The organism is Rhizobium grahamii (assembly GCF_009498215.1).
GTDB lineage: Bacteria > Pseudomonadota > Alphaproteobacteria > Rhizobiales > Rhizobiaceae > Rhizobium > Rhizobium grahamii_A.
The window spans coordinates 808,177-833,552 of sequence record NZ_CP043498.1 but is presented as its reverse complement, the minus strand read 5'-3'; the positions used below and the strand labels follow the sequence as shown (position 1 = coordinate 833,552).

25 protein-coding genes and 2 pseudogenes are annotated in these 25,376 nt (G+C 59.4%); 6 read left to right on the top strand and 21 right to left on the bottom strand.

Going from position 1 to position 25,376, the window contains the following annotated elements:
• Positions 1–45: 45 nt before the first annotated feature.
• The 6 genes from FZ934_RS04160 to FZ934_RS04135 all read right to left on the bottom strand — a co-directional run bounded on the left by FZ934_RS04160 (position 46) and on the right by FZ934_RS04135 (position 4,531).
• Positions 46–579 carry a MerR family transcriptional regulator gene (locus FZ934_RS04160; RefSeq protein WP_153270047.1) on the bottom strand — a complete coding sequence of 178 codons (534 nt, stop codon included), beginning with the start codon at positions 577–579 and terminating at the stop codon, positions 46–48.
• A gap of 206 nt (positions 580–785) precedes the next feature.
• Complete coding sequence (locus FZ934_RS04155) at positions 786–1,124, bottom strand: integration host factor subunit alpha (protein WP_056825658.1); 339 nt, start codon at positions 1,122–1,124, stop codon at positions 786–788.
• A 110-nt stretch (positions 1,125–1,234) separates the two neighbouring features.
• Entirely contained in the window at positions 1,235–2,206 is a 972-nt protein-coding gene (locus FZ934_RS04150; protein ID WP_153270046.1) for a beta-ketoacyl-ACP synthase III, read from the bottom strand.
• A 19-nt stretch (positions 2,207–2,225) separates the two neighbouring features.
• Positions 2,226–3,272, bottom strand: coding sequence for a phosphate acyltransferase PlsX (plsX, locus tag FZ934_RS04145; protein ID WP_153270045.1), 1,047 nt, complete (start codon positions 3,270–3,272; stop codon positions 2,226–2,228).
• Positions 3,273–3,375: 103 nt separating this feature from the next.
• Complete coding sequence (locus FZ934_RS04140; protein ID WP_153270044.1) at positions 3,376–3,930, bottom strand: YceD family protein; 555 nt, start codon at positions 3,928–3,930, stop codon at positions 3,376–3,378.
• Positions 3,931–3,940: 10 nt separating this feature from the next.
• Positions 3,941–4,531: a ubiquinol-cytochrome C chaperone family protein gene (locus FZ934_RS04135; RefSeq protein ID WP_153270043.1), complete on the bottom strand. Its 591-nt coding sequence runs from the start codon at positions 4,529–4,531 to the stop codon at positions 3,941–3,943.
• Between the two features lie 185 nt (positions 4,532–4,716).
• Between FZ934_RS04135 and FZ934_RS04130 the strand changes: the two genes are divergently transcribed.
• Entirely contained in the window at positions 4,717–5,247 is a 531-nt protein-coding gene (locus tag FZ934_RS04130) for an outer membrane protein assembly factor BamE (RefSeq protein ID WP_153270042.1), read from the top strand.
• Between the two features lie 70 nt (positions 5,248–5,317).
• On the opposite strand, the gene FZ934_RS04125 is transcribed toward FZ934_RS04130, so the two are convergent.
• The 10 genes and pseudogenes from FZ934_RS04125 to FZ934_RS04080 form a co-directional block, all read right to left on the bottom strand.
• The gene (locus FZ934_RS04125) at positions 5,318–7,453 is read right to left on the bottom strand and encodes a sodium-translocating pyrophosphatase (RefSeq protein WP_153270041.1); all 2,136 of its coding nucleotides are present in this window, start codon (positions 7,451–7,453) and stop codon (positions 5,318–5,320) included.
• Between the two features lie 215 nt (positions 7,454–7,668).
• Positions 7,669–8,151, bottom strand: coding sequence for a transcription antitermination factor NusB (gene nusB / locus FZ934_RS04120; protein ID WP_056825646.1), 483 nt, complete (start codon positions 8,149–8,151; stop codon positions 7,669–7,671).
• A gap of 3 nt (positions 8,152–8,154) precedes the next feature.
• Positions 8,155–8,609 (bottom strand): annotated as a pseudogene (ribH, locus tag FZ934_RS04115) (6,7-dimethyl-8-ribityllumazine synthase).
• Positions 8,610–8,794: 185 nt separating this feature from the next.
• Complete coding sequence (locus FZ934_RS04110; RefSeq protein ID WP_153270040.1) at positions 8,795–9,415, bottom strand: riboflavin synthase; 621 nt, start codon at positions 9,413–9,415, stop codon at positions 8,795–8,797.
• Complete coding sequence (gene ribD, locus FZ934_RS04105) at positions 9,415–10,524, bottom strand: bifunctional diaminohydroxyphosphoribosylaminopyrimidine deaminase/5-amino-6-(5-phosphoribosylamino)uracil reductase RibD (RefSeq protein WP_153270039.1); 1,110 nt, start codon at positions 10,522–10,524, stop codon at positions 9,415–9,417. The genes FZ934_RS04110 and ribD overlap by 1 nt, the downstream gene beginning before the upstream one ends.
• Before the next feature lie 3 nt (positions 10,525–10,527).
• Positions 10,528–11,004, bottom strand: a complete 477-nt coding sequence (gene nrdR / locus FZ934_RS04100) for a transcriptional regulator NrdR (protein WP_113362760.1) — start codon at positions 11,002–11,004, stop codon at positions 10,528–10,530.
• Between the two features lie 9 nt (positions 11,005–11,013).
• Positions 11,014–12,312 (bottom strand): serine hydroxymethyltransferase, encoded by a 1,299-nt coding sequence (glyA, locus tag FZ934_RS04095; RefSeq protein WP_153270038.1) that lies wholly within the window; start codon positions 12,310–12,312, stop codon positions 11,014–11,016.
• A 151-nt stretch (positions 12,313–12,463) separates the two neighbouring features.
• Positions 12,464–13,768 carry a L,D-transpeptidase family protein gene (locus FZ934_RS04090; protein WP_153270037.1) on the bottom strand — a complete coding sequence of 435 codons (1,305 nt, stop codon included), beginning with the start codon at positions 13,766–13,768 and terminating at the stop codon, positions 12,464–12,466.
• A 441-nt stretch (positions 13,769–14,209) separates the two neighbouring features.
• Entirely contained in the window at positions 14,210–14,725 is a 516-nt protein-coding gene (ldtR, locus tag FZ934_RS04085; RefSeq protein ID WP_056825631.1) for a transcriptional regulator LdtR, read from the bottom strand.
• Between the two features lie 131 nt (positions 14,726–14,856).
• Positions 14,857–15,294, bottom strand: coding sequence for a DUF6163 family protein (locus FZ934_RS04080; protein WP_153270036.1), 438 nt, complete (start codon positions 15,292–15,294; stop codon positions 14,857–14,859).
• A gap of 134 nt (positions 15,295–15,428) precedes the next feature.
• Here FZ934_RS04080 and hemB point away from each other — a divergent pair, with 134 nt between their 5' ends.
• The 4 genes and pseudogenes from hemB (at position 15,429) to FZ934_RS04060 (ending at position 18,716) form a co-directional block, all read left to right on the top strand.
• Entirely contained in the window at positions 15,429–16,439 is a 1,011-nt protein-coding gene (gene hemB, locus FZ934_RS04075) for a porphobilinogen synthase (protein WP_153270035.1), read from the top strand.
• Between the two features lie 75 nt (positions 16,440–16,514).
• Positions 16,515–16,973: an RDD family protein gene (locus FZ934_RS04070; protein WP_153270034.1), complete on the top strand. Its 459-nt coding sequence runs from the start codon at positions 16,515–16,517 to the stop codon at positions 16,971–16,973.
• A 173-nt stretch (positions 16,974–17,146) separates the two neighbouring features.
• Positions 17,147–17,923, top strand: a complete 777-nt coding sequence (locus FZ934_RS04065; protein ID WP_153270033.1) for an arginyltransferase — start codon at positions 17,147–17,149, stop codon at positions 17,921–17,923.
• Positions 17,924–18,716, top strand: a pseudogene (locus tag FZ934_RS04060) (DMT family transporter).
• On the opposite strand, the gene FZ934_RS04055 reads toward FZ934_RS04060, so the two are convergent.
• Both FZ934_RS04055 and parC read right to left on the bottom strand, forming a co-directional pair.
• Entirely contained in the window at positions 18,658–19,164 is a 507-nt protein-coding gene (locus FZ934_RS04055) for an SRPBCC family protein (RefSeq protein ID WP_153270032.1), read from the bottom strand. The pseudogene FZ934_RS04060 and the gene FZ934_RS04055 sit on opposite strands and share 59 nt — an antisense overlap.
• 155 nt (positions 19,165–19,319) lie before the next feature.
• Positions 19,320–21,575 carry a DNA topoisomerase IV subunit A gene (gene parC, locus FZ934_RS04050; RefSeq protein WP_153270031.1) on the bottom strand — a complete coding sequence of 752 codons (2,256 nt, stop codon included), beginning with the start codon at positions 21,573–21,575 and terminating at the stop codon, positions 19,320–19,322.
• A gap of 239 nt (positions 21,576–21,814) precedes the next feature.
• Here parC and FZ934_RS04045 point away from each other — a divergent pair, with 239 nt between their 5' ends.
• Positions 21,815–23,002 carry a hypothetical protein gene (locus FZ934_RS04045; RefSeq protein WP_153270030.1) on the top strand — a complete coding sequence of 396 codons (1,188 nt, stop codon included), beginning with the start codon at positions 21,815–21,817 and terminating at the stop codon, positions 23,000–23,002.
• Positions 23,003–23,051: 49 nt separating this feature from the next.
• Here FZ934_RS04045 and FZ934_RS04040 read toward each other — a convergent pair whose 3' ends face one another.
• From FZ934_RS04040 to FZ934_RS04030, 3 genes are all read right to left on the bottom strand, one after another.
• Positions 23,052–23,675 (bottom strand): hypothetical protein, encoded by a 624-nt coding sequence (locus tag FZ934_RS04040; RefSeq protein ID WP_153270029.1) that lies wholly within the window; start codon positions 23,673–23,675, stop codon positions 23,052–23,054.
• Between the two features lie 5 nt (positions 23,676–23,680).
• Positions 23,681–24,517 carry a hypothetical protein gene (locus FZ934_RS04035; RefSeq protein ID WP_153270028.1) on the bottom strand — a complete coding sequence of 279 codons (837 nt, stop codon included), beginning with the start codon at positions 24,515–24,517 and terminating at the stop codon, positions 23,681–23,683.
• A 198-nt stretch (positions 24,518–24,715) separates the two neighbouring features.
• Entirely contained in the window at positions 24,716–25,360 is a 645-nt protein-coding gene (locus FZ934_RS04030; protein ID WP_153270027.1) for a TetR/AcrR family transcriptional regulator, read from the bottom strand.
• Positions 25,361–25,376 lie beyond the last annotated feature (16 nt).

Genomic DNA, 25,376 nt, shown 5'->3' with positions numbered 1-25,376 from the left:
TCCCCGGAGCTGATCCGGAAAGGTTATCACCCACAGGTCGGCGTACTAGCGGACCTGGTCGAGAAGACGCTTGCACTCGAGCAGGTCGTAAAGCGCTTCCTGCAACAAGGCCCGATCCTCCTTGCCGACACTCGATTTGCCGATCGAGACTTCCGGAGATTCCTCGTCTCCACCGACGAAATTGAAGAAGCGGCGCGTGATCGGCGGCTTGGCGCGGCCAACGACCTGATCTTCCTCTGCCATGGCAACGCGCGGATCACCTTCCGCGTCCTGATGCCCGGTCAGCGCCTGCACGCTTGCAAGGTCACCGTGGCCGATGGAGATGACGAACTTGTTGCCGTTCGTCTTCAAGAGCTTCTGCACGCCCTTGATCGTGTAGCCGTGATCGTAGAGCAGATGGCGTATGCCCTTGAGAAGGTCGATATCCTCAGGGCGATAATAGCGGCGTCCGCCGCCACGCTTCATCGGCTTGATCTGCGGGAATCGCGTCTCCCAGAAACGGAGGACATGTTGCGGAAGATCGAGATCGTCCGCCACCTCGCTGATGGTGCGGAAAGCATCCGGGCTCTTGTCCAACATCTTACTCCCTACGCTCTCTTGAGGCTGTCCGGGCATACCCATGGAACGCCACCGTCGACGGTAGCGACGCGAACATGCCTTCGCGACTCATCATATTTCAACGGTTTGCCGACGTGAATTCAAGTCACGTCTTCGACAAGCGCACAGATCACTGAGGGAATAGCGACGCGCCCGGCCGTCTGGCCTGCGCGCGCATCCGAAAAACCTCAGGGAGCGGGGCTTGCCGGCTTCAGCTTGGCCTTGCGGGAGGTATGCGCCTTGAGGATGCGTGTCTTCAGGACGTTGGATGCCTTGAAGGTCATCACGCGACGCGGCGAGATCGGCACTTCTTCGCCGGTCTTCGGGTTGCGGCCGATCCGCTCGTTCTTGTCGCGAACCTGAAACGTCGCGAAAGAGGACAGCTTGACTGTTTCGCCGCGAACGATCGCGTTGCAGATCTCGTCGATGACGGTCTCAACGAGTTCCGCCGACTCTGTTCGGGACAAACCAACCTTGCGAAAAACGGACTCTGCCAAATCTGCTCGCGTCACTGTTTTTCCGGTCATGGTTTCCCCGCCCATCGCCTAAGATATTTATGAAACGAGCGAAGATTATTTGTCTTGCGCCTTACGGTCAAGCTCTTGTTCGTTGTCAGTTTTTTCGGTTTTTGGATGCACTACCAGCGCAGCAGTACAGCGCCCCAAGTGAAGCCGCCGCCCATGGCCTCCAGCATCACCAGATCGCCCTGCTTGATACGACCGTCAGCAGCCGCCGTCGCCAGCGCCAACGGGATCGAAGCAGCCGAGGTGTTGCCGTGCAGATCGACGGTCACGACGACCTTTTCAGGCGCAATGTTCAGCTTCTTTGCCGAACCGTCGATGATGCGGCGGTTGGCCTGATGCGGGACAAGCCAGTCGAGATCGTCTGACGTCGTACCGGTCGCCTTGAACGCGGCCTCGATGACGTCGGTGATCATGCCAACCGCATATTTGAAGACCTCACGGCCCTCCATGCGAAGCTTGCCAACCGTTCCGGTGCTCGACGGACCACCGTCAACGTAAAGCTTGTCCTTGTGTGAGCCGTCGGAGCGAAGGTGCGCGGTCAGAACGCCGCGATCCGCCGTCGTGCCGGCGCCCTCGCCCGCCTCAAGTACGATCGCGCCCGCGCCATCGCCGAACAGAACGCAGGTCGTGCGGTCGTTCCAATCGAGAATGCGGGAGAAGGTTTCAGCGCCGATCACGAGAACACGCTTGGCCAGACCGCCGCGGATGTAGGCATCCGCCGTGGTCACGGCATAGACGAACCCGGTGCAGACAGCCTGAACGTCGAAGGCAAAGCCGTGGGTCATGCCCAGCCGGTTTTGAATGTTCACGGCTGTCGCCGGGAAGGTATTATCGGGCGTCGAGGTGGCGCAGATGATGAGATCGATATCAGCAGGCGTCAGGCCTGCATTGTCGAGCGCCGCGCGCGCGGCCGCTTCGCCGAGCGACGACGTCGTCTCATCGTCACCGGCGATATAACGCTGGCGGATACCCGTACGCTGGACGATCCATTCGTCGGAGGTATCAACGACATCTTCCATGTCGCGATTTGTCATTACGCGCTTCGGAAGCGCCGCCCCGAAACCACGAACCACTGAACGGATCATATTGCTTAAACCCCGTCGCTCACGCGGCTTCCGGCCCGATAGGGGGCTGCCGCTTGGCATGATATTTTTGAAGATCGTTTTCTATTTTCTGATTGAGGCCATTCTTGGCCATGTCATAGCCGACCTCGATCGCGGCCGCGATCCCGTCGGCATTGGCTCCGCCATGGCTCTTGATGACCACGCCATTCAACCCAAGGAAGACGCCGCCGTTGACCCGGCTCGGATCCATCTTCTCGCGGAGCATGTCGAATGCGCCCTTCGCAAAGAGATAGCCGATCCTTGCCAACAAGGTACGCGACATCGCCGCCCGCAGATATTCGCCGATCTGGCGCGCGGTGCCTTCGGCAGCCTTCAGCGCGATATTTCCGGAGAAGCCTTCGGTGACGACGACGTCGACCGTTCCCTTGCCCAGATCATTGCCTTCGACGAAGCCGAAATACTCAAGCGAATCGAGGTTGGCTTCGCGAAGCAGGCGTCCGGCTTCGCGAACCTCTTCCTGCCCCTTGATCTCCTCAACGCCGACATTCAGAAGGCCGATCGTCGGGCGCTCGACATCGAACAATGCACGCGCCATGGCGCCACCCATGAGCGCGAAATCCATCAATTGTTGAGAATCGGCGCCGATCGTCGCGCCCACGTCCAGCACGATGCTCTCACCCTTGAGGGTCGGCCAGATCGCGGCGATCGCCGGACGTTCGATATTCGCCATCGTGCGCAGACAGAACTTGGCCATCGCCATCAGCGCGCCGGTATTCCCGGCCGAAACCGCGACGTCGGCTTCCTTCGTCTTCACCGCTTCGATGGAGCGCCACATCGTCGAGACGTAGCGTCCGCGGCGGAGAGCCTGGCTCGGCTTCTCGTCCATACGCACAGCAAGTTCGCAGTCGTGGAAAACCGACTTCTCTTTTACCTTCGGAAACTGATTGAGAACGGGCTCGCACTGTTCCTTCAAACCATACATCACGAACGTAATATCGGGATGTCTTTCCAGCGCCTTGGCGGCACCGGGGATGACAACCTGGGGACCAAAGTCGCCACCCATGAGGTCGAGAGAAATTCTGATCACGCGTCCCTGATCCTTATTTTTCGCCCAAAGAGAGCGAAATTTCGGCCAAAATACCGGTTTTCCCGTCGCATACAACTGAATTGTGTCAAATAGCCAAAGGCTTTCAGTCCTTTTTCCAGTCCTTCAGCACGGCAAAGGCGGATGGCTTTTTATCGTTCTCGCCTGTGTCCTCTATGTGACCGTCGAACTCGATCCCCTCCTTGCGCGGGTAAGGATCGATCGCCAGGGCAGCGAACTCCGTAACCACCTCTCCCGCATCAATCGTATCGCCGACGAAGCTTTCCGGCAAATCGGGGCCATCGGGATCAAGGACCATTTCGCCGGCATCATTTGCCGGGCGACGCGCCAGCTTCGAATTCTCGGGAACGAAGATCTGCTCGAAGGTTTCGTCGATTGCCGACGGCACGGGCTCCAGGGTGACGACGCATTCCTGGACGATATTCGCCTTAACCCTGCCCTTCACGCGCACGCCGTCGCGCTTCCAGCGGGAAATCTGCAGGTCGGCGCGGAGGGCTTCGACCGAAAGCACATCCCATGTCTCTGCCAGTGCCTTCAGCTCCCTTGCATCAGCCTCAAGGTGCACATCAACCGGATTGGCGGAGATGTGGCCGACCTTCACGAGGTAGGAAAAGGGTACTTCGTCGTGTGATTTCGTCATAGTTGTCTCCTCACGCAACGGCCGGGAGCGTTGCCGAGCCCGTTGCGATCACGTCTTCGGACTGAGCGGACAGATGCGCTTCGGCCTGAAACATCCAACCGGCCAAACCGCTCATATCGATCGCTTCGACCGCCTTGGGGTGAATATTGCGCCCGAGGGCGGTTGCCAAGGCCTCGGCGTCTCCAGCATCCATGGCCTTCGAATAGGATTCGAGCCGGCCGTAAAACATCCCCGCCAGCTTCTTCATGCGCTTCGGCACAGTATTGTCGCCGATACCTAGCTCGCGAATGGAGTAGTCGATGTCCTCGAAGAAGGCATCGACAATTTCCTGAGCAAGTTCCTGACCGCTTGTCTGCGAGGCACGTGTCCTGCGAAAGAACAGGATCATCACGGCCGACAGCATCTCGAAGCGTCCCATGACAGTGTCGGGGACGTTCTGATGCTCGTAGAAACCCGGCATGCGCGCAGCCGATGTCAGCGTCGCATATTGTCGGTCGACGATTGCTTGATTGTTGTTTTTCTTGCCAAAGAGCCCGAAGATCATTGTTTTTTCCGGAAAGGCCTCATTCTTCGCGCCAAGCAGCGTCCGGCCTTGTTGCATGATTTTGAAAGCTGGTTTACCGAAGCATGCGCGAATTGCAATGCCGAAGCTGGCCGCCGCCGACAGACAGCGCTGGGATACTGATCGATGCCGTGGCGATCATCCGACCCCGGAAAGGCCACAATGGTTTTGCATCAGCGACACTCGCGGGCCAATGGCTGCCTTTGAATATCTTTAGGGAGTAGATGTCGTTGAAGAAACGGTATTTCAAGTCTGACAAAAAATTCCTCAGCAATGCCGCCATTGCCATCATGATCGCTTCCGCCGGGTTGTCCGGCTGCCAGACCGGCACCGTCCTGAACGGCGGTTATGTTGCCGACGAGCAGTCTCTCAATCTTGTCCCGGAAGGATCGAGCCGCGAGCAGGTCCTTCTTTCGCTCGGTACGCCGTCGACCACGGCGACCTTCGACGGCGAGGTCTTCTACTATATTTCCCAGCGCCGCGAGCGCTCGGTCGCGTTCCAGAAGCTGCGGGTCGTCGACCAGAGCGTTCTGGCGATCTATTTCGACAAGGACGGCGTCGTCGCGCGTCGCGCGAACTACACCCTCCAGGATGGCAAGGTCTTCGATACCGTCACGCGCGTCACGCCAACGGGCGGCAAGGATCTTACCTTCCTGCAGCAGCTGCTTTCCGGTGGCAGCGCCGCGAATATGGCCAAGGGCCTCTTCGGCACCAGCACCCAGGCCTCGCCGCAGAACCCCGGCAGCCTTCGCTAAAAGGCGCCACACCAATCAAAAACCCGCCGGATCGCTCCGGCGGGTTTTTCTTTGTCCTGTCGAAATGCTGTTACGCCAGAATTGCCAGCAGAAGCAGCGCGACGATGTTGGTGATCTTGATCGCCGGGTTCACGGCAGGACCGGCCGTATCCTTGTAGGGGTCGCCGACAGTATCGCCGGTCACTGAAGCCTTGTGGGCTTCCGATCCCTTCATGTGGCGAACGCCGTCCTTGTCGACGAAACCGTCCTCGAAGGACTTCTTGGCATTGTCCCATGCGCCGCCGCCCGAGGTCATCGAGATTGCGACGAAGAGACCGTTGATGATCACGCCGAGGAGCGATGCGCCGAGCGCTGCGAAGGCAGATGCCTTGGAGCCCGAGATCACCAGCACGCCGAAGTAGACGACAATAGGCGCGAGAACAGGCAGGAGCGACGGAATGATCATTTCCCGGATCGCCGCCTTCGTCAGAAGGTCCACGGCCCTGCCGTAGTCAGGCCGCTCGGTGCCCTGCATGATGCCGGGCTTCTCCTTGAACTGCCGGCGAACCTCTTCGACGATGGCACCGGCCGCGCGACCGACCGCCGTCATTGCGATGCCACCGAAGAGATAGGGGATGAGGCCACCGAAGATCAATCCGGCGACGACATAGGGATTTGAGAGGTCGAATGAAATGTCGCCGATGCCTGCAAAATACGGATACTTGTCGCCGTTGGCGGCAAAGTACTTGAGATCGTAAGAATAAGCGGCAAACAGGACCAGGGCGCCGAGACCGGCCGAGCCGATCGCGTAGCCCTTGGTGACGGCCTTCGTCGTATTGCCGACAGCATCGAGCGCGTCGGTCGACTTGCGTACTTCAGGCGGCAGATGGGACATTTCCGCAATGCCACCCGCGTTGTCCGTCACCGGACCGAAGGCATCGAGAGCCACGATCATGCCGGCAATCCCGAGCATGGCGGTAACGGCAATGCCGGTGCCGAAAAGACCGCCGAGCTGATAGGTCGCCAGGATGCCGCCGACGATGACGATCGCCGGGAGTGCCGTCGATTCAAGCGAGACGGCAAGCCCCTGGATGACGTTGGTTCCGTGGCCAGTGACCGAGGCCTGAGCGATCGAATTCACCGGGCGCTTGTTCGTGCCGGTGTAGTATTCGGTGATCACGACGATCAATGCCGTGACGACCAGACCCACCAGACCGCAAATGAAGAGATCGGTTCCCGTCGTCTCGACACCGCCGAGCGTTCCGACGGATCCCCATCCAATCGTCAGCGAGGTCGCAAGCCCAAGCCCGACGATCGACAGCAGGCCGGTCACGATGAGCCCCTTGTAGAGAGCGCCCATGATCGACCCGTTGCTGCCGAGCTTGACGAAGAACGTGCCGACGATCGAGGTGATGATGCACGCGCCGCAAATGGCCAACGGGTAGATCATCGCCGTCTCGAGAGTCGGCGTACCCGCAAAGAAGATCGCGGCGAGAACCATCGTCGCGACCACCGACACAGCGTATGTCTCAAAAAGGTCTGCCGCCATCCCTGCGCAATCGCCAACGTTGTCGCCAACGTTATCAGCGATGGTCGCCGGGTTGCGCGGATCATCTTCCGGAATTCCAGCCTCGACCTTGCCAACGAGATCGCCGCCGACGTCGGCGCCCTTGGTGAAAATACCACCGCCGAGACGCGCGAAGATCGAGATCAGCGACGCGCCGAAGCCGAGCGCGACCAATGAGTCGATCACCTCACGCGAGCCGGACTCATGTCCGAGCACCGAGGTAAGCACGAAAAAGTAGATGGAAACGCCGAGAAGGGCCAAGCCGGCAACGAGCATGCCGGTGATGGCTCCAGACTTGAAGGCAATTTCCAGGCCGGCAGAAAGACTATGAGATGCGGCCTGCGCGGTCCGGACGTTCGCCCGGACAGACACGTGCATGCCGATGAAGCCTGCAGCGCCAGAAAGAACGGCTCCGATCAGGAAGCCGATTGCAGCCGTGCCGGAGAGTAGCAGCCAGGCTACAATGAAGACAACGATACCGACGATGGCAATGGTCTTGTATTGACGCGTCAGATAGGCCTGCGCGCCCTCGCGGATATAGCCCGCGATCTCCTGCATGCGGGTATTGCCCTGATCGGCTGAAAGCACCGACCGGGTTGCCCAGATGGCATAAACCACCGAGAGCAGACCGCATGCTATTACGCATAAAAGAATGGTCATTTCGCTCTTTCCTCCAAAAGAGCCGGAGCTCACTCCCTCTCCGGCTGCGAATACGCCGACTCGATTTCCTCCCACAGAAATGCTGCAACGCCGGGTGGAGATTGCGTGGTGGAACAAACGACGTCAAGCCCCGCAAGGGCTGAAAACCCTTACGGAGCAACGGGAAAGGAGGAATGGCCAAAATGGCGGAACGCTCGGCGGGGAGCGCTCAGGCCCTATTTTTTGGCGTCGCCGCGCACCTGCTTGGCAATGCGATCAAGGACCGCATTCACCAGCTTCGGCTCATCTTCACTGAAGAAGGCCTGAGCGATCTCTACATATTCGGTGACGATGACCGCAACCGGCACGTCCTTGCGCTCGAGTATTTCGAACACGCCGGCGCGCAGGATGGCGCGAACCGTGCTGTCCAGACGCGACAAGGCCCAGTCGTCCTGCAGCGCGGACGCGATCAAGGGATCGAGGCGCGTCTGCTCGCGAACCACGCCCGAGACGATGGAGCGGAACCAGGACGCATCGGCCTTCAGGTAGGTCTCACCGTCGAGCTCCTGACCAAGGCGATGCGCTTCATACTCAGCAACAATCTCGAGGACGCCGGTTCCACCGATGTCCATCTGATAGAGCGCCTGAACCGCGGCGAGACGCGCAGCGCCTCGCTGGTTGGCCGTCTTGACCGGACGCTCCGAGTTTTCGTTCGTCATTCTTTATGCACCCAACTTCTTTTTCAGCTCGATCATCGTGAGAGCCGCACGAGCAGCAAAGCCGCCCTTGTCCTTGTCCGAACGGCGCACACGCGCCCATGCCTGTTCGTCATTCTCAACTGTCAAAATGCCGTTGCCAAGAGCAAGCGATTCACTGACCGCAAGATCCATCAACGCGCGCGAAGATTCATTCGACACGATATCGAAATGATAGGTTTCACCACGAATGACCATGCCGAGGGCGACATAGCCATCGTAGTTCGTGCCTTCATTGTCTGCTCCATCGAGCGCCATGGCAATGGCCGCGGGATCTCGAGAGCACCCGGCACGGTCACGACATCGTAAGTGGCTCCAGCCTCCTTCAGTGCGAAGGTCGCGCCTTCGAGGAGTGCATCTGCCATATCGTCATAGAAACGAGCTTCGACGATCAGAATATGGGGAGCGGTTTCGCGCGCCATGCTTCACCTTCATTTCCTAGAGGACTTGCCACGCGGCAGGTCGCGGTCAAAACACGCCTTAGTGCGAATGGCAAGCAAATTCGGCTCATGTGCTGGATGCGGAATGTGAAATTTACGCAGCGCGATAGCATTTAAACGAACGGGCGGCGGTCTGCCGCCGTCCGTGCAATCAGGACGACGATTTTTTACTCGGACTTTGCTGCGGGAAATTCCGCCAGCCTGGCAGCGTAGCGTGCCATCGTATCTACTTCGAAATTGACAGAGTCGCCTGCCTTACGCTGGCCCCAGGTCGTGACCTCAAGCGTGTGGCGGATCAGCAGGACGTCAAAATCAGTGCCGTCGACCGCGTTGACCGTTAGCGATGTGCCATCCAGGGCGATCGAGCCCTTGGGGGCAACGAACTTGGCAAGATGCTCCGGCGCGCGGAGGCGAAACCGCGTTGCATCACCTTCCTCCGTCACGGAGAGAATCTCGGCCTTGCCGTCGACATGGCCTGACACGATATGACCGCCCAACTCGTCACCGATCTTCAGCGAACGCTCGAGATTGATGCGGCTGCCTTCCTTCCACGTTCCGACCGTGGTGAGCCGCAGCGCTTCTTCCCAGGCTTCCACCTCGAACCAGCGACCATTGCTACCTTCATCAGGCAGCCCGGTGACCGTCAGGCAGATACCGGAGTGCGAGATCGAGGCGCCCATGTCGATGGTCGCGGGATCATAAGCCGTGGCGACACGCAGCTTGATGCCTTCCTTCAACGGGGAAACGGACTCGATCGTGCCAACGTCGGTGACAATTCCGGTAAACATCAAACTTCTCTTTCGTATTCGTCCAGGCGATCGTCGCCAAATATGGAAGTGCCCCTGTGCAGGAAGCCCGATGGCATATCGGTCTTCGTTACCGGCGATTCAATACCGCCCTGCCCGATCATGCCCGGGCCCTGGTAGAGAAGAATGCGATCGACATAGCCGGCGTCGAGAAAGAGCTTCGCCGTTCTGGCCCCACCTTCGACAAGCACCGACGAAATACCCCGGGAAGCAAGTGCGGGCAGCAATTCCTCGGGCCGGGAAGGATCGCTTTGCACGACCTCGACGCCCGCCTCGTCCAGGGCCTGACGACGCGCGAGAAAAGCCTTGTCCTCGCTGTTGTCGAAACGCGGAGGCTCCCTCGCGATCACGATCACTGGCACCTGCCGCGCCGTCGACACAAGCTTGCTGTCGAGCGGCAATTGCAGGTCTTCGTCGAGAACGATTCGGATCGGCGAACGATCCTCGAGGCCCGGGATACGAACGGTCAAAAGCGGATCGTCCGCGATTGCCGTGCCGATGCCAACGAGGATCGCATCGGTCTCGGCGCGGAGTTTCTGGACCTCGGCGCGCGCAAGCGGACCGGTTATCGCAATCTGGCCCCCACCCTTCCTACCGATCATCCCATCTGCAGAAACTGCAAGCTTGAGAATCACATAGGGGCGGTTCTTCGTCTGCCGCGTCAGGTAGGCGGCAAGCGATCTCTTGCCTTCCTCTTCGAGAAGGCCGGCCTCGACCTCGATGCCGGCATCGCGCAGCATGGAAATGCCCCTGCCGGAAACGCGCGGATCGGGATCGGTTACGCTGATCACGACGCGAGCAACGCCCGAGGCAATCAATGCGTTGGCACAGGGGGGCGTCTTGCCATGATGCGAGCAGGGTTCGAGCGTGACGTAAGCAGTGGCGCCGAATGCCCAATCACCCGCTTCGGCCAGAGCCTGCGGCTCCGCATGCGGACGACCGCCGACGGCCGTGGTGCCGCGCCCGACGATCTGCCCGTCACGAACGACGACGCAGCCGACCGACGGATTGGTGGATGTCTGGCCAAGATGCAGGAGACCCAGCCGGATCGCCTCCTGCATGAAACGCGCATCGTCTTCCGAAGCGCTCATCAGCTAGTTATCCAGGGGATCGCGGGCGATCTTGGCGTTGATTTCGGAGATAACCTTCTCGAAATCCTCGGCGTGCGAGAAATCCCGGTAGACCGAGGCGTAGCGAACGAAACCGACATCGTCGAGACTTTTCAGGGCTTCAAGCACTTGCAGGCCGATCTGCTCGGATCCGATTTCGACCTCGCCCGAGCTTTCCAGCCGCCGGACGATACCGGAAACCGCGCGCTCGATGCGATCACGATCGACGGGGCGCTTGCGCAGGGCGATCTCGAAGGACTTTACCAGCTTGTCGCGGTCGAAAGGCACCTTGCGGCCGGTCTTCTTGACCACCATGAGTTCGCGCAGCTGCACGCGCTCGAAGGTGGTGAAGCGACCACCGCAGTCGGGACAAATACGCCTGCGGCGGATGGACGTATTGTCCTCCGCCGGGCGTGAATCCTTGACCTGTGTGTCTTCCGATCCGCAGAATGGGCAGCGCATGCGCTATCCTTAGCCGATGTAGTCGTACATTGGGAAGCGGTTGGTCAAGTTGACCACCTTATCCCGCACGGCTGCTTCGACGCCGGCATTGCCCTCGTCGGAGTTGGCGGCCTTCAGGCCATCGAGAACCTCGACGATGAGATTGCCGATTTCCTTGAATTCCGCTTCCTTGAAGCCGCGGGTCGTACCAGCAGGCGCGCCGAGGCGGACACCCGATGTGACGAAGGGCTTTTCAGGGTCGAACGGGATGCCGTTCTTGTTGCAGGTGACGTAGGCGCGGCCGAGCGCTGCTTCCGCACGCTTGCCGGTTGCGTTCTTCTTGCGAAGGTCGACCAGCATCAGGTGGTTGTCGGTGCCGCCGGAGACGACATCGAGGCCGCCTGCGATCAGGGTTTCGGCAAGCGCCTTGGCGTTCTTGACGATCTGGGCCGCGTAGTCCTTGAACTCAGGCTGCAGCGCTTCACCGAAGGCAACGGCCTTGGCGGCGATGATGTGCATGAGCGGACCGCCCTGCAGACCCGGGAAGACAGCCGAGTTGAACTTCTTCGCCAGATCTTCGTCGTTCGTCAGGATGACACCACCGCGCGGGCCGCGCAGCGACTTGTGGGTCGTGGTCGTGGCAACATGGCAGTGCGGGAACGGCGACGGATGCTGGCCACCGGCAACGAGACCGGCGATGTGGGCCATGTCGACCATGAGGTAGGCGCCGACTTCATCGGCGATCTCGCGGAAACGCTTCCAGTCCCAGATACGGGAGTAAGCCGTGCCGCCGGCGATGATCAGCTTCGGCTTGTGGGTGCGTGCCTTTTCGGCGACGTCGTCCATGTCGAGCAGGTTGTCGCCTTCGCGAACACCGTAGGAGACGACATTGAACCACTTGCCGGACATGTTGACCGGCGAACCGTGGGTCAGGTGACCGCCCGAGTTGAGGTCGAGACCCATGAAGGTGTCGCCCGGTTGCAGCAGCGCCAGGAAGACGGCCTGGTTCATTTGGCTACCGGAGTTCGGCTGAACGTTGGCGAAGTTGACGCCGAAGAGCTTCTTGGCGCGTTCGATCGCAAGTTCCTCGGCGATGTCGACGAACTGGCAGCCACCGTAGTAGCGCTTGCCCGGATAACCCTCGGCGTACTTGTTGGTCATGATGGAGCCCTGGGCTTCCAGAACCGCGCGGGAAACGATGTTTTCCGAAGCGATCAGCTCGATCTCGTGACGCTGGCGACCGAGTTCCTTTTGGATCGAACCGAAGATTTCCGGATCGGTATCGGCAAGCGAGCGATTGAAGAAGGTCTGGGTGGAAGCATTGGTCATGGGCGGGCTCCTCAACTGGAATGCGCGAAGGTATTAGCGCCCTGCCCTGCCAAGGGCAATACGGAGAACGACATTTGCTAGGCAATCTACGCGCAACAAAAAACCGCGCTTCGAAAAGCGCGGTTTTGATCTCAATTCTTGCCGAAAACTATTACTGAACGGGCTGTTCGGTGCCCGCAGTGGTATCGAGAGCGAGTTCGGCGTTGCCGTCCATCTGATAGATATCGTCGCGGAACTGAACGACGCCGTCAGGCATGCCCCAGGCCGAAATGTAGACGAAGTAGACCGGCACTTCTTCCGAGAGCTTGATCGGCGTGTTCACACGGCTGGCGATGACCTGCTCCATCTGCTGGCGCGACCACGGCGGGGTGTCACGCAGCAGCCAGTTGGTCAGATCGCGAACGTTCTGAACGCGAACGCAGCCCGAGGACTCGAAACGCATGAGCTTGTTGAACAGGCCCTGCTGCGGCGTGTCGTGCATGTACTCGCCGTTCTTGTTGTAGAAATTGATCTTGGTCGACGCCATTGCGTTGATCTTGCCCGGATCCTGACGGAACATCAGGTTCGGCGCCTTTTCGGCGTTCCAGTCGATCGTCTCGGGCGCCACCTCGTTGCCCTTGCCGTCGATCAGGCGAATGGAGTTCTTCTCAAGATAGGTCGGGTCCTTGCGCATCAGCGGCACGATGTCCTTTTCGACGATCGAGCGCGGCGCGGTCCAGTAAGGATTGAGGATGACTTCGTAGATCTTCGAGTTGACAAGATGGGTCGGGCGGCTGAGGCGGCCGACGATCGCATTGTGGCGGGTCGCGACGCTGCCGTCTTCAACAGCTTCGACATAGGCCGCCGGAATGTTGACCATCACGTGACGACGGCCCATGTCCTCGGGGAAGGTCTGGATGCGGATCAGGTTGGTGTTCAGCTGCTGCAGGCGAACATCGGCAGGAATGTTCATCGCCTTCAGGGTGAACTCGCCGATGACGCCGTCTGCCGGCAAACCATGACGCGCCTGGAAGCGCTTCACCGCGCCATCGACATAGGAGTCGAAAGCGCTGGAAATGCCGGCTTCGCGTGGAAGATCGCCGGTGACGATCAGACGCTGGCGCAGGCTTTGAATGGACGGATCGGTCACGCCGATCTGGAGGCGCTGCTGGCTCGGAGTGACTTCGGGCCACCCACCGGCTGCGGCAATCTGCTGATACTGGGAGATCGCCTGCTGGATGCTCGGGACCGACTGCGGACCAAGGATCGGGGTATTCGAAACAACCGCCGTTGCCGTACGGGACGCTGCCTTCGCATCGAACTGATCGTCCCAATCACCGCGCTGCGGAGCAGCGATCAGCGAATCGACAGCCGATTGCGCCAACGCGGGAGCGGCGAGCGCACCCGCACCAATCATTGCCGCGGACGTCAAAAACGCCCGCCGAGAGAAAGCTTCAGTTCCGATTTTCTTCGACATTCATCCCAACCACTAAATTGCCGCCGCTTGAGAGACCGGCGGACTTTGCGTCATCCCTGCGAGAACGCAGATTCCTATCAACCGGTTGCCACGGCGCACTGCACGATTTCGCTACCCGCCATCACATGATCGCGAGCAACCAGTGCCAGATGCTCGGACCTCTGACCAAGAGGGCCATCTGCGTATATTTCCGCTGACATGCTAATATGGCCAATTCGTGTCGCGCGAAACAATACTCAACCACCAGTAGATCGCTGCGACCCGAGAAACCATTTCATTGTATAAAACGTGGCGGTTAATAGCGGCTAAAAAGCGGCTTGAATACAGGCCGTGGCGCTTGTCTGTCATGCGTTGCAAAGATGCCACGACGGCGCAAACGACAAAACCGGACGCGCAGGGAACGCATCCGGTTTTCGTTGACCTTGGAGGAGGTCGCTAGTGTCAGAGGCGATACAGGATCTGGTCGTTCCAGAAGCGATCGAGACGGGTCAGCAGCTTGTTCATCTGCGTGAACTCGTCGGTGCCGATGCCGCCGACCTTGTCGATCGAAGCAATGTGGCGTTCGTAGAGCTTGGCAACGGTTTCCGCGATGTCCTGGCCGGTTTCCGTCAGGCTGATGCGGACCGAGCGACGGTCGATGCGCGAGCGCTGATGGTTGATGAAGCCGAGGTCGACGAGCTTCTTGACGTTGTAGGAAACGTTGGAGCCCAGGTAGTAACCGCGGGAGCGAAGTTCGCCGGCGGTCAACTCGGAATTGCCGATGTTGAAGAGAAGAAGAGCCTGGACGGCGTTGACGTCGCTGCGACCCTGACGGTCGAACTCGTCCTTGATGACGTCGAGGAGACGGCGGTGAAGACGTTCAACAAGATGAAGGGATTCCATGTAAAGATCACGGATACCCAGGTCCTGCTGTTCACGGAAGTTCGATACCGCCTGCGGCTTGATTTTCGTGTTCATGATGACTGCCTCACTGTTTTGTTTGGCGGTGTTGGTTTTCTTCCCGCCTTGAGACAGACCCTATCGAATACAAATAAAATTCTACTTAAACCGCAGGCTTAACAGCGCCTTACCGAAAACCCCGCGTTGTATCAGGGTAAATCAACGCTTACCTGCTGCCGGCGCCGGCGCTTCTCCTGCCAGAGCAGGAAACGGAAGACGCAGTATATAATGGCCACCAGAATGTGCAGCAGCACGACAAGTCGGTTGGCGCCGAATGTCTCCGGCAGAAAGCCATACATGAGGATCTGGCAACCCGCGGCGAGCACCCAGACAACTGGTCCCCATGAGACCGCCAGCCATAGCCCTAGCGACGCGACAGGGAAAAGAACCGCAAGACAGGTGCTTGCCACCTTCCACTGCAGGCTCAAAAGATCGAACCTGCCGGCACCGACAAGCGAGTAGCCAACCAGCATCGCCCAATATTGCAAGCCGAACCAGAAGCACGCAATCGCGATCAGCCTGAGGAACAGCAGGAAGAGCACGCTCGTCAGCGTTCGCTTCGGTATCATGGTAGAATCAGCATCCATAGGCTCAACAATAGGTTCGCGAGGACGGCTTCGCCAGCAATGCATTCGCTTGCGGCCAATCGTCCGGTTTGGATTTGCGTGCGCGCATGATAATCAGCGCGACATCAAATGGAACTGCTGAAAGTTGGAAGACCATGGACAGAACCCATCTCGTCGACGAAATCACCGGGCACCGGCGCATGCGCCGCAACCGCAAGGCGGATTGGACACGGCGGCTCGTGCAGGAAAACCGCGTAACGGTCGATGACCTGATCTGGCCGGTCTTCGTCGTTCCGGGTTCTGGCATCATCGAACCTATCCCGGCCATGCCCGGCGTCAATCGCATGAGCGTCGACAAGCTTGTCGAGGCGACCCGGGAAGCTGCCGATCTCGGCATCCCGGCGATTGCTACCTTTCCGAATATCGAAATGGAACTGCGCGACGAGACCGGCTCCAACAGTCTCGAAGCCAACAATCTGATCAATCAGGCGACGATTGCGATCAAGAAGGCTGTGCCGAACATCGGCATCATTACCGATGTCGCGCTCGACCCCTTCACCAGCCACGGGCACGACGGCATTCTGAGGAACGGCGAGATCGTCAACGACGAGACGGTCGAGCAGGTCGCCCGTGCCGCCGTCATGCAGGCCGACGCCGGCTCGGACATCATCTCTCCTTCCGAGATGATGGATGGGCGAATCGGAGCGATCCGTCAGGCGCTCGATGCCGCGGGACACCAGAATGTCGGCATCATGAGCTATGCGACGAAGTTCGCGTCCGCCTTCTATGGCCCGTACCGCGAAGCCATCTCCACCGGCGGCCTGCTGAAGGGTGACAAGAAGACTTATTACATCGATCCGGCCAACGGCACCGAGGCGATCCGCGATGCGGCGCTCGATGTCGAAGAGGGTGCAGACATGCTGATGGTCAAGCCCGGTCTGCCCTATCTCGACATCTGCTGGCGGATGAAGGAAGCCTTCGGCCTGCCGACCTTCGCCTATCAGGTCTCCGGCGAGTACAGCCAGATCAAGGCGGCCGCGATGAACGGCTGGATCGACGGCGAACGCGCCATGCTCGAAACATTGCTTGCCTTCAAGCGCGCGGGCTGCGACGGGGTTCTCACCTACTTCGCCGTCGAGGTTGCGAAAATACTCTCCAAGCGCTGAGCGGACGGAAATATTGCATTCGGGGTGGGCGATACCATATCAGCAGGTAATCATTCACCATAGGAGACCATTGCGATGACGCTCAACCCCAACCCGCTCTATGCCGCACCGGACGACTGGCGCGCCTATAGCGGGACGCTGAGCCGCCGTGTCTTCGCTTTCGTTCTCGACTACGTGATCATCCTGCTTTTGTGCATTCCGGCAGCGGTGATCCTGTTCTTCCTGTCGATCGTCACGCTGGGGCTCGGCTTCTTCCTCTATCCGGCCCTCTTCGTGATCGTCGCCGGACTGTATTTCGGGTTCACGGTCGGTGGTCCTTCGCAGGCGTCGCTCGGGATGCGGGCGATGGGTGTCGCGATCATGCGCGTCGATGGGCGGCGGATGGACTTCCTGACGGCGATCGTCCACCTGGCGCTGTTCTGGATCCTCAACTCCGTGCTGACACCGCTGATTCTCCTGGTCGGGCTCTTCACCGAGCGCAGCAGACTGATTCACGACTTCCTGGTCGGGACGGTTACCGTACGCACCGCTTGACGCCCGGAAGCGAGAATTAAACCGCACTTCCGGCCTTTGCCGGGAGTTTTACGGCACCATATCCCAAAGTATGACGTGTAACGGCGGGCCGGGAAATGGCCCCGCTGTTGACGTTTTTCATTCTTAAGTCATGCTGTCATATCAGCATAAACCGAAGGAAATCTCCGCAGCAGATGAATACGCAGACAACGCCATCTCCGCAGTTTTATCTGACGGCTCCGGCTGCCTGCCCCTATCTGGCGCACGAGATGGAACGCAAGGTATTCACCCATCTTGTCGGGCCTCGTGCGGCGGAAATGAACGACATCCTTACACAGGGCGGCTTCCGCCGATCGCAGAACATCGCCTACCGGCCGGCATGTGAAGCCTGTCGTGCCTGCGTATCCGTGCGCATCCTGGCGCAGGAGTTCGAGCCGACGCGTTCGATGAAGCGCATTCTTGCGACGAATGCCGATATCATATCCACCGAATTCCCGGCACAGCCGTCGAGCGAGCAATACTCGCTGTTTCGCCGCTACCTGGATTTTCGTCATCAGCAGGGCGGCATGTCCGACATGACCGTGCTCGACTATGCGATCATGGTCGAAGACACGCATGTGAACACAAAGATCATCGAATACCGCCTTCGCGAAGAGGGAGCTGGACTGGAAGCTCGCCCGACCGGCGAACTCGTCGCTGCGGCCCTCACAGATACGATGAGCGATGGCCTCTCGATGGTCTATTCCTACTTCAATCCCGATCTCGATCGGCGCTCCCTCGGCACCTTCATGATTCTGGATCATGTCAGGCGCACGAAGGCGCTTGGCCTGCCGCATGTCTATCTCGGCTACTGGGTTCAAGGTTCGCGAAAAATGGACTACAAGACACGTTATCAGCCGCAGGAACATCTGACGCCGCGCGGCTGGGAGCGTTTCGATCCATCCGCAGTTCCTGAAAGTTCACACCCCTAAATGCATTCCGGCATCTCCGCTCATCGCAAAGGCCTTCTGTTGACGGCGATCGGCGGTTTGGCGCTTTCCATGGATATTCCGCTCGTCCGGCTCGCGCATGGGGACATGTGGTCGATCCTCGGAATCCGCAGCATCACGACAGTCGCCGTGACGTTGCTTGTTGTCTTGGCGATTCGATGCATCAAAGGCGGCTGGCCCGTGCTGGTGCCCGGTCGTCATCGTCGCTTTCAACCCGATGTTCGGCGCGCTGCTGTCATGCGTGTTTCTGAAGGAGCGCCCTACCCGCTCGACGCTTTTGACCATGGTTGTCATGCTGTTCGGCGTATCCTTGATCGTCTACCAAAGACTATCCGGAGGCCATTTCTTCGGCGATGCGATGGCGCTGCTGTCTGCCCTTATCCTCGCATCGGCAATTACCGTCGGTCGCGCCTCAGGCCGGGACATGGGGTTTGTTCCTCTGCTGGCGGCGGTGTTTCCGGCCGCGCTCGGCCTCGCCAATGCACTGCCTGCAGGACTCGGCATCGCGCACCCCGCGTGGATCATCTTCAACGGCGCTGTGCTGATGCCGATTGCCTTCTGGTGTCTTGCGACCGGGCCGAAATATCTCTCTGCGCCTGAGGTCGGCATGTTCTATCTGCTGGAGACAATCCTCGCGCCGATCTGGATCTGGCTGATTTTCTCCGAAGCCCCGCCGACCATGACGCTGATCGGCGGTGCCATCCTGGTTTGCGCCATCATGGGGCACTCGCTTTGGATGGCGCGGCGGTCGCCTGCGCGGCAAGCGCTGGCATGAGTGGAACGACGCCGTCGAGCTCGCGTTCGAGACCTTCAAGGACATGCGCCCACCCCTGGCGGGTCTCCTCCTCGAAATGCCCCCATTCAGCGCACATTTCGTGAGACAGCGTAAGCCTGGTACCCTCGCCTAAAGGCTCTATGTCGATCTGGATTCGATCGGCATTGTGGTCATGCTCAGCGACCGAGAAGCAGAACACCATGCGCCGCGGTCGACGAAGCTCGAGAAACACGCCGTAATGCACCGCATCTCCCGTCGGGCGCCTGTCGATGACAAGAAAATGCCCGCCGACGCGCGCATCGATATCGGCGCGGATCACCCGTCCACTATCCGTGGCAAACATGAACCGCTTGGCTCTTTCCGGGTTGAGCCAGGCATCATAGACGGCGCAGGGCGACGCGGCATAAGTATGCTCGACGTTCAACGTGATGGTATTGCAAGCACTCATCAACATTCCTCCGTGATCGGACACGGCGCCACCGTGACGCCATACGCGATCATTCCGTCCGCCATCGGAATGATGTCTGTCCATGTTGTGATTAAAGGACAAAACTAGAGGAGTTGCCTCGCTCGCCAAGAGCGAGGCGCGGATTTATTTTCGCGTCAACCGGCAAACTTGCCGCTGCGAGGGAAGCCCTTCGGGACGGTTCGGCCGGCTGTCGCACGGTCGGCAAGCCACTCGGCAAGCTCGTCCTTGTTCTTGGTGAACGTGCGCCCGGCGCTGTCCTCCCAGACGAGCCCGTCAGCGATCGCAAAGCATCGGACGTCCGATATGCCGCCGTCCTTGTAGCGCTGCAGACGAACACCCTTGCCGCGGCCCATCTCCGGCACCTGCGCCAGCGGGAAGACCAGCAGCTTACGATTTTCGCCGACAACCGCGACATGGTCGCCGCTGACGGGGACGATCAGCTTCGTCTCATCCGGCATGGAAACGTTCATGATCTGCTTGCCCTTGCGGGTATTGGCGACCATGTCGGTCTCGGCGACCACGAAGCCGTTGCCCGCCGTCGAGACGATCATCTGCTTGCGGGCCGGATCGTGTACGAAGGCGGTCAGGACGTCCTGATCGTTGTCCATATCGATCATGATGCGCAGCGGTTCGCCATGGCCTCGACCGCCGGGCAGCTTGTCGCCGCCAAGCGTGTAGGCCTTGCCGCCCGTGGTGATGATCAGGATCTTGTCGGTCGTCTGCGCCGGGAATGCGATCCTGAGCGCATCGCCTTCCTTGAATGTCAGGGTCGCGGTGTCGGAGATGTGTCCCTTCAGCGCGCGGATCCAGCCCTTTTCGGAGACGACGACAGTTATCGGCTCCTTTTCGATCATCGCCTGCTGGATCGCCTGTTCATCGGCCTCGGGCGCATCGGCAAACTGGGTGCGGCGGCGTCCGAGCTCGGTCGCCTTCGCGAACTTCTTCTTCACCTCGCCGATTTCCCAGGCGACGGTCTGCCACTGCTTGTCTTCGGATGCCAGCAGGGCTTCGATCTCGCCCTTTTCCTTGGTGAGTGCGTCGAACTCGGTGCGGATCTCGAATTCCTCGAGCTTGCGCAAAGACCGCAGGCGCATGTTAAGGATCGCTTCAACCTGATTGTCGGTGAGCGACCAGCGCGCGATCATGGCCGCCTTCGGATCGTCCTCTTCGCGGATGATGCGAATGACCTCATCGATGTTGAGGTAGGCGATCAACAAGCCGCCGAGAATTTCGAGGCGGCGGTCGATTGCAGCCAAGCGGAAGCGCGAGCGGCGCTGCAGCACCTCGCGACGATGGTCTAGCCATTCCTTCAGGACCTCGTTCAACGCCATGACGCGCGGAATGCGGCCCATGGAAAGAACGTTCATGTTCAGCGGGAACCGGCTTTCCAGTTCTGTCAGCTTGAACATCGATTCCATCAGGATGGTCGGATCGACGGTGCGGTTCTTCGGCACCAGGACGACGCGGACGTCCTCGGCAGACTCGTCCCTGATGTCTTCGAGCAAGGGCAGTTTGCGCGCCAGCAGGAGCTCGGCGATCTTTTCGATCAGGCGGGACTTCTGGACCTGGAACGGAATTTCCGTAACGACGATCTGATAACCGCCGCGGCCGAGATCCTCGGTCTCCCACTTGGCGCGTGTACGGAACCCGCCACGGCCGGTCTTATAAGCTTCGATGATGCTTTCGCGGCTGTCGATGATGATGCCGCCTGTGGGGAAATCCGGACCAGGGATGAATTCCACCAGCTTTTCGACTGAAGCATCCGGGTGCTTGATGAGATGCAGCGCGGCGTCGCAAAGTTCGTGAACGTTGTGCGACGGAATGGACGTCGCCATGCCGACGGCGATACCCGAGGAGCCGTTTGCGAGCAGGTTCGGGAAGGCGCCCGGCAGCACGACCGGCTCTTCGTCTTCCTCGTTGTAGGTTGGACGAAAATCGACGGCATCCTGTTCGATGCCATCGAGCAGCAGCCCCGCGACCTCGGTCATGCGGGCTTCGGTGTATCGATAGGCGGCAGCACTGTCGCCGTCGATGTTGCCGAAGTTACCCTGCCCGTCGACCACGGGATAGCGCTGCGAGAAATCCTGCGCCAGGCGCACAAGCGCGTCATAGACCGACTGGTCGCCATGCGGATGGAACTTACCGATGACATCGCCGACGATACGGGCACACTTCTTGAAGGCCGAATTCGGCCGAATGCCCATCTCGCTCATGGCGTGAATGATGCGGCGGTGCACCGGCTTCAAGCCGTCGCGCACGTCAGGAAGCGCGCGGTGCATGATGGTCGATAGCGCATAGGCAAGGTAGCGCTCTTCGAGCGCCGCCTTCAGATCGACCGGAAGGATACTATCGTCGTCTCCGCCAGAGGGCGGCAAAATCTCTTGTCCCATCCGTCTTGACTAGCCGAGATAGCCTGCGCGGGCAAGGAATCCGGGTATTCCGGCTGTGGATGACGTCTCGGAATGATACGAAAAGAATGACACCAGACGCTTTGCCTGAATTTGGTCGTTCTTTCGTTTTCCTTTCAACACAAATTTAGAAATCCGCAAATATAAACCGCGATCGAACCACAGTAGACCGGCGACGAATTCTCGCTCGCCGCTCAGCACTGCCACCAGGGGGACCCCAGATGACGTTTTACCGGACGACACGGCTGATGCTTTCGGGCGCTGCCTTTCTTTCTCTCGCCGGCTCAGCCTTCGCGCTCGACGGCCAGGACCTGCTGACCAAGATCAACGCGGCCTACAGCCTGCAGGGCGGCACGCTCGTCGCAGACGGCGTCGATGTCGACGGAACGACGGTCACCTTGAAGAAGGCGAGCTTCAAGCCGAACAGCGGCCAACCGGTCTCGATCGGCGACATCACGATGACCGGCGTCGAGGAAGATGAAGACGGCGGCTACTATGTCGAGGAAGCGTCCTTCCCTAATGTCAGCGCCACCAACGACGGCGCCACCTTCACGGCATCCGACCTGAAGCTCGGTGGCATCTCGATCCCGGCCAACCCGAAGGGTGACGGGCTCGACTCCATGCTGCTCTACGAAACCGCGCATAGCGGCCCGGTCAAGGTGGTCCAGGACGGCGCCGAACTGTTCTCGATCGCGGAAAGCGACGTCAACCTGACGCTGCGCGAAGACGAATCCGGCTTCGATTTCGACGGCGCCTTCAAGAGCCTCAAGGCCGACATCAGTAAGGCGACCGACGCACAGAGCAAGGAAGCGATCGACAAGCTCGCCCTGCAGCACGTCAGCGGCGACATCACCATGAAGGGCGCCTGGGAACTGACGCCCGGCACGATCGACGTTTCTGAGTTTGCGTTCGACTTCACCAACATCGGCAAGCTCAACCTCGCCTTCAAGATCTCCGGCTATACGATGCCGTTCGTGAAGTCGCTCCAGGAAGCCGCCAAGCAGGCTGAAGCCAATGCGAACAAGGAAGAGGCGCAGCAGGCGCTTGGCCTCTCGATGCTCGGACTGCTGCAGCAACTGTCGTTCGAGAGCGCCCAGATCCGCTTCGACGACGCCTCGATCACGAAGCGCGCGCTCGACTACGCCGGCAGCCAGCAGAACATGTCCGGCCAGCAGATGGCCGACTCCCTGAAGGCGATGACGCCGATCATGCTCGCCCAACTCAACATCCCCGAGCTGCAGAACGCCGTATCGGCCGCCGTCAACACCTTCCTCGACAATCCGAAGAGCCTGACGCTCGCTGCCGCGCCGGCAAAGCCGGTTCCGTTCCCGATGATCATGGGTGCGGCCATGGGTGCGCCAAACACCCTGCCGCAGGTCCTCGGCGTGAAGGTTTCGGCCAACGATTGATCGTTGCGCTGATTACACATGAAAGCCCGGTTCGCCGGGCTTTTTTTCGTTATGGATAGCTCAGCACCACGGCTGCGGTAACAGAAGTCAGTACCCAGTAGGTCACGATCCAGAGCAGCTTATTCGGTGCTCTTGCCCACGGCGTTTGGTGAAAGCGCTGGGTACGCCAGGCAATCAGGCCGATTGCCAGCAGCGATGCCGGAAAACAAACAAGCAACCGTGTGCCAAAAGGCGGAAGCACGTCCCGCAGGATGTTCACCAGCGTATCGCCGATCATCAGATCGACGCCGATACCAGCGGCCCCGTAAATGAAGATCGTCGCCAGGAACATGGAATAAACGAGTTTCGTGAACTTCGCCGTGTCTTCTCTGATCGTTGCGTTCGGACTTGCACATATGCCGACAACTCCGGCAACGAACATGAAAGCGTAGCACACGCCGGTAGCAACAAAGTTCGTAAGCAGATCGTTAGGCGCCGCCGGAACCAAAACTCGGCCGACCGTCAAAGCAACGCTGCCGACAGCGCAAAGCGCCACAGCATCGAATATCTGCCGGTAGTTCTTTCGTTGCATGAGATAATGCGGAACTCGAAGCTCTATAACTGAATCGAGAATATTGTTGCCTGCTGCCGAATTCGGCGTCACCGGACTAGCCCGCTCAGGAGCTCTTGCCATCGCGTTTACTCCTGATCGTCCGGCATGCGATTCCAGAAAAGCTTCCGGCTGCGCCGACGGCCCTCGAGCAATTCTTCCTGGTCGGCATCGGGGCTGGCGGAATCGAGATCAATCACCGTCACCTGTGTCCTTGTCGCATCCTTCGCAGGCTTGACCCTAAAGCAGATCACCTCGCCGTTTCGCGGATCAGGCTCCTCATAGTATTTGAGCGTGGCCTTCAAGCCCAATATCGCTTCATCACTCCTTACGCCCGCCCATGCAGGCTTCCCGAAGAGGAGTGCGATCCAATTGCGTTCGCTTTCGATCGGCTTGACCTCATCGAAGGAGAACACGCTCCGTCGCAACCGGTCGAAAGTGTCCCGATTTCCGTCAGCTTGGTACTGATACGCGGTGTGAAACCGATTGAGCACCCGGTTGATATCCTTGGCGTTCAAATGAACGTCTTCGTAGATTTGAATATCCACCTTGCCGTTCATTGCCTTGACCCGGCGAGGCTCTTTGCCTTTGACGTAGATCTTCGTCGCACTTCGGCTCAGTCGGACATCGCGATCTCTTATGTCGCTACCCTTGGCGATATCGACGATCTTGAACAGGACCATGCCACCGCTGTTAGGGCGAACATCCTTTATGCCGTAGCCGAAAAGCAGATTTTCGTCGGGAACGTCATATCGACTTGCTGACGCGTAGTCCCACCGGCCTTTGCCGTCGATGTTGTAGACATACAGCTTTCCGTTTTGAACGAGCCGGTCGAAACGAACGCCCCCACAGCTGTCATTCTTGCTGTACGCAAGTGCTGGCGCGGCAAGGGTCAACCCCATGACGAGTATGGCGGTAATCTTCATGCCCACTTCCCCCATCTGAGAGAAAATAGACACACAAAACTTTGCAAGCGTCTACAAACCACATGCAATCATTGATTGCAGCTCGATGCGCCATAACAATCCGATGCAACACTTCAGCAGAACCCCAGGCAATCGGCGCGCTTGGCACGTGCCCGGAACCCAACGTGCTCTGGTCCGCCCGGCTTTATTTTTCGGGTTCTAGATGGTGTAACGGCGCAGTTCGGTCAGGGCATGGTCGACCACTTCCATGAGTTCTGCCGTCGTGGCGCCGTCGCGCGCCTGGACGGACATGCCCTGGACGATGGCGCCGAGGAAGCGGGCAAGCGAGGCTGGGTTGGCATCCGCTCTGATGTCCCCTTCCTCAACGCCGCGCTCGATGCGCGACGTGAACAGCCGCAATGTGTCGAGCCGGAGCGAGGAGACATAGTGGGCGATATCTTCGCTCTCGGAAGCGCAGTTCAGCACCGCCGTCGAGATCATGCAGCCCTTGGGGTGTTCGGGCGCCGTAAAGATGATGGCCGAGTTCTTGAGAAATCGGGCGAACGTCGTGACGGTATCGATCGCGTCGCTGAACGGATTGCCCGGATCCGGCCGGGGCATGCGGCGATACTGGTTCAAGGCTTCACGATAGAGCTCGGCCTTGGAGCGAAAGGCGGCATAGAGGCTCTGTGGGGTTATCCCCATCGATGCGGTCAGGTCCGCGATGGACGATCCGTCGTAGCCATGTTCCCAGAACGTATCCCGCGCGGCCGCAAGCACCGTCTCCCGATCGAATGCCGGTGGCCGCCCCCGCCGGCCTGATGTCACCTTCTTGGCGATATCGTCATTTTTCACAATGATCACTCTAGAATTATTTCGC

Excerpts from the sequence above, each read along its gene's own strand:
- FZ934_RS04110 (WP_153270040.1), bottom strand. The coding sequence starts at position 9,415 with ATGTTTACCGGAATTGTCACCGACGTTGGCACGATCGAGTCCGTTTCC.
- FZ934_RS04045 (WP_153270030.1), top strand. The coding sequence starts at position 21,815 with ATGACGTTTTACCGGACGACACGGCTGATGCTTTCGGGCGCTGCCTTT.
- FZ934_RS04035 (WP_153270028.1), bottom strand. The coding sequence starts at position 24,517 with ATGAAGATTACCGCCATACTCGTCATGGGGTTGACCCTTGCCGCGCCA.
- FZ934_RS04055 (WP_153270032.1), bottom strand. The coding sequence starts at position 19,164 with ATGAGTGCTTGCAATACCATCACGTTGAACGTCGAGCATACTTATGCC.
- FZ934_RS04155 (WP_056825658.1), bottom strand. The coding sequence starts at position 1,124 with ATGACCGGAAAAACAGTGACGCGAGCAGATTTGGCAGAGTCCGTTTTT.
- FZ934_RS04160 (WP_153270047.1), bottom strand. The coding sequence starts at position 579 with ATGTTGGACAAGAGCCCGGATGCTTTCCGCACCATCAGCGAGGTGGCG.
- FZ934_RS04130 (WP_153270042.1), top strand. The coding sequence starts at position 4,717 with ATGTCGTTGAAGAAACGGTATTTCAAGTCTGACAAAAAATTCCTCAGC.
- FZ934_RS04125 (WP_153270041.1), bottom strand. The coding sequence starts at position 7,453 with ATGACCATTCTTTTATGCGTAATAGCATGCGGTCTGCTCTCGGTGGTT.
- ldtR (WP_056825631.1), bottom strand. The coding sequence starts at position 14,725 with ATGAACACGAAAATCAAGCCGCAGGCGGTATCGAACTTCCGTGAACAG.
- FZ934_RS04140 (WP_153270044.1), bottom strand. The coding sequence starts at position 3,930 with ATGACGAAATCACACGACGAAGTACCCTTTTCCTACCTCGTGAAGGTC.
- FZ934_RS04090 (WP_153270037.1), bottom strand. The coding sequence starts at position 13,768 with ATGTCGAAGAAAATCGGAACTGAAGCTTTCTCTCGGCGGGCGTTTTTG.
- parC (WP_153270031.1), bottom strand. The coding sequence starts at position 21,575 with ATGGGACAAGAGATTTTGCCGCCCTCTGGCGGAGACGACGATAGTATC.
- hemB (WP_153270035.1), top strand. The coding sequence starts at position 15,429 with ATGGACAGAACCCATCTCGTCGACGAAATCACCGGGCACCGGCGCATG.
- glyA (WP_153270038.1), bottom strand. The coding sequence starts at position 12,312 with ATGACCAATGCTTCCACCCAGACCTTCTTCAATCGCTCGCTTGCCGAT.
- FZ934_RS04135 (WP_153270043.1), bottom strand. The coding sequence starts at position 4,531 with ATGCAACAAGGCCGGACGCTGCTTGGCGCGAAGAATGAGGCCTTTCCG.
- FZ934_RS04150 (WP_153270046.1), bottom strand. The coding sequence starts at position 2,206 with ATGATCCGTTCAGTGGTTCGTGGTTTCGGGGCGGCGCTTCCGAAGCGC.
- FZ934_RS04065 (WP_153270033.1), top strand. The coding sequence starts at position 17,147 with ATGAATACGCAGACAACGCCATCTCCGCAGTTTTATCTGACGGCTCCG.
- FZ934_RS04080 (WP_153270036.1), bottom strand. The coding sequence starts at position 15,294 with ATGGATGCTGATTCTACCATGATACCGAAGCGAACGCTGACGAGCGTG.
- ribD (WP_153270039.1), bottom strand. The coding sequence starts at position 10,524 with ATGAGCGCTTCGGAAGACGATGCGCGTTTCATGCAGGAGGCGATCCGG.
- nusB (WP_056825646.1), bottom strand. The coding sequence starts at position 8,151 with ATGACGAACGAAAACTCGGAGCGTCCGGTCAAGACGGCCAACCAGCGA.
- FZ934_RS04040 (WP_153270029.1), bottom strand. The coding sequence starts at position 23,675 with ATGGCAAGAGCTCCTGAGCGGGCTAGTCCGGTGACGCCGAATTCGGCA.
- FZ934_RS04070 (WP_153270034.1), top strand. The coding sequence starts at position 16,515 with ATGACGCTCAACCCCAACCCGCTCTATGCCGCACCGGACGACTGGCGC.
- nrdR (WP_113362760.1), bottom strand. The coding sequence starts at position 11,004 with ATGCGCTGCCCATTCTGCGGATCGGAAGACACACAGGTCAAGGATTCA.